At 56.8% G+C, this 3,206-nt stretch carries 1 rRNA gene; it reads right to left on the reverse strand.

Features of this window, described 5'->3' with window-relative positions:
• Nucleotides 1–33: 33 nt before the first annotated feature.
• Nucleotides 34–3,157 (reverse strand): 23S ribosomal RNA (locus GPA10_RS41465).
• Nucleotides 3,158–3,206 lie beyond the last annotated feature (49 nt).

The raw sequence follows: 3,206 nt of genomic DNA on the forward strand, positions 1-3,206 counted from the left end.
GTTTCAGAACCAACACAGTGGACGCGAGCAACTGAGGACAAGCCCTCGGCCTATTAGTACCAGTCAACTCCACCCCTCACAGGGCTTCCATATCTGGCCTATCAACCCAGTCGTCTACTGGGAGCCTTAACCCCTCAAAGGGGGAGGGAGTCCTCATCTCGAAGCAGGCTTCCCGCTTAGATGCTTTCAGCGGTTATCCTTTCCGAACGTAGCCAACCAGCCATGCCCTTGGCAGGACAACTGGCACACCAGAGGTTCGTCCGTCCCGGTCCTCTCGTACTAGGGACAGCCCTTCTCAAGACTCCTACGCGCACAGCGGATAGGGACCGAACTGTCTCACGACGTTCTAAACCCAGCTCGCGTACCGCTTTAATGGGCGAACAGCCCAACCCTTGGGACCGACTCCAGCCCCAGGATGCGACGAGCCGACATCGAGGTGCCAAACCATCCCGTCGATATGGACTCTTGGGGAAGATCAGCCTGTTATCCCCGGGGTACCTTTTATCCGTTGAGCGACGGCGCTTCCACAAGCCACCGCCGGATCACTAGTCCCGACTTTCGTCCCTGCTCGACCCGTCAGTCTCACAGTCAAGCTCCCTTGTGCACTTACACTCAACACCTGATTACCAACCAGGCTGAGGGAACCTTTGGGCGCCTCCGTTACTCTTTAGGAGGCAACCGCCCCAGTTAAACTACCCATCAGACACTGTCCCTGATCCGGATCACGGACCCAGGTTAGACATCCAGCACGACCAGAGTGGTATTTCAACGACGACTCCACACACACTGGCGTGCATGCTTCACAGTCTCCCACCTATCCTACACAAGCCGAACCGAACACCAATATCAAACTGTAGTAAAGGTCCCGGGGTCTTTCCGTCCTGCTGCGCGAAACGAGCATCTTTACTCGTAGTGCAATTTCACCGGGCCTATGGTTGAGACAGTCGAGAAGTCGTTACGCCATTCGTGCAGGTCGGAACTTACCCGACAAGGAATTTCGCTACCTTAGGATGGTTATAGTTACCACCGCCGTTTACTGGCGCTTAAGTTCTCAGCTTCGCACACCCGAAAGCGCACTAACCGGTCCCCTTAACGTTCCAGCACCGGGCAGGCGTCAGTCCGTATACATCGCCTTACGGCTTCGCACGGACCTGTGTTTTTAGTAAACAGTCGCTTCTCGCTGGTCTCTGCGGCCACCCCCAGCTCCGGAGGTAAACTCCATCACCAGGCGTGGCCCCCCTTCTCCCGAAGTTACGGGGGCATTTTGCCGAGTTCCTTAACCATAGTTCACCCGAACGCCTCGGTATTCTCTACCTGACCACCTGAGTCGGTTTAGGGTACGGGCCGCCATGAAACTCGCTAGAGGCTTTTCTCGACAGCATAGGATCATCCACTTCACCACAATCGGCTCGGCATCAGGTCTCAGACTATGTGCCAGGCGGATTTACCTACCTGACGTCCTACACCCTTACCCCGGGACAACCACCGCCCGGGCTGGACTACCTTCCTGCGTCACCCCATCACTCACCTACTACCAACTTGGACCGGCGGCTCCACCACTTTCCATTCCCCGAAGGGTCCGGAACGGCTTCACGGCCTTAGCATCACTGGATTCGATGTTTGACGCTTCACAGCGGGTACCGGAATATCAACCGGTTATCCATCGACTACGCCTGTCGGCCTCGCCTTAGGTCCCGACTTACCCTGGGCAGATCAGCTTGACCCAGGAACCCTTAGTCAATCGGCGCACACGTTTCTCACGTATGTATCGCTACTCATGCCTGCATTCTCACTCGTGAACCGTCCACCACTGCCTTCCGGCGCAGCTTCACCCGGCACACGACGCTCCCCTACCCATCCCAGCGGGCGTTGGCCCTCATGCTGGAATGACACGACTTCGGCGGTACGCTTGAGCCCCGCTACATTGTCGGCGCGGAATCACTAGACCAGTGAGCTATTACGCACTCTTTCAAGGGTGGCTGCTTCTAAGCCAACCTCCTGGTTGTCTCTGCGACTCCACATCCTTTCCCACTTAGCGTACGCTTAGGGGCCTTAGTCGATGCTCTGGGCTGTTTCCCTCTCGACCATGGAGCTTATCCCCCACAGTCTCACTGCCGCGCTCTCACTTACCGGCATTCGGAGTTTGGCTAAGGTCAGTAACCCGGTAGGGCCCATCGCCTATCCAGTGCTCTACCTCCGGCAAGAAACACACGACGCTGCACCTAAATGCATTTCGGGGAGAACCAGCTATCACGGAGTTTGATTGGCCTTTCACCCCTAACCACAGGTCATCCCCCAGGTTTTCAACCCTGGTGGGTTCGGCCCTCCACGAAGTCTTACCTCCGCTTCAGCCTGCCCATGGCTAGATCACTCCGCTTCGGGTCTTGAGCGCGCTACTATGTCGCCCTATTCGGACTCGCTTTCGCTACGGCTTCCCCACACGGGTTAACCTCGCAACACACCGCAAACTCGCAGGCTCATTCTTCAAAAGGCACGCAGTCACGACGTTGCATGCAAGCATGCAACGCGACGCTCCCACGGCTTGTAGGCACACGGTTTCAGGTACTATTTCACTCCGCTCCCGCGGTACTTTTCACCATTCCCTCACGGTACTATCCGCTATCGGTCACCAGGGAATATTTAGGCTTAACGGGTGGTCCCGCCAGATTCACACGGGATTTCTCGGGCCCCGTGCTACTTGGGTGTTTCTCAAACGAGCCGCTGATGTTTCGACTACGGGGGTCTTACCCTCTACGCCGGACCTTTCGCATGTCCTTCGCCTACATCAACGGTTTCTGACTCGCCGACCAGCCGGCAGACTGATCAAGAGAAATCCCACAACCCCGTATACGCAACCCCTGCCGGGTCTCACACGCATACGGTTTGGCCTCATCCAGTTTCGCTCGCCACTACTCCCGGAATCACGGTTGTTTTCTCTTCCTGCGGGTACTGAGATGTTTCACTTCCCCGCGTTCCCTCCACATACCCTATGAGTTCAGGTACGGGTGACAGCCCATGACGACTGCCGGGTTTCCCCATTCGGAAACCCCCGGATCAAAGTCTGGTTGACGACTCCCCGGGGACTATCGTGGCCTCCCACGTCCTTCATCGGTTCCTGGTGCCAAGGCATCCACCGTGCGCCCTTAAAAACTTGGCCACAGATGCTCGCGTCCACTGTGCAGTTCTCAAACAACGACCAACCACCC

The organism is Streptomyces typhae (assembly GCF_009755605.1).
GTDB classification, from domain to species: Bacteria; Actinomycetota; Actinomycetes; order Streptomycetales; family Streptomycetaceae; genus Streptomyces; species Streptomyces typhae.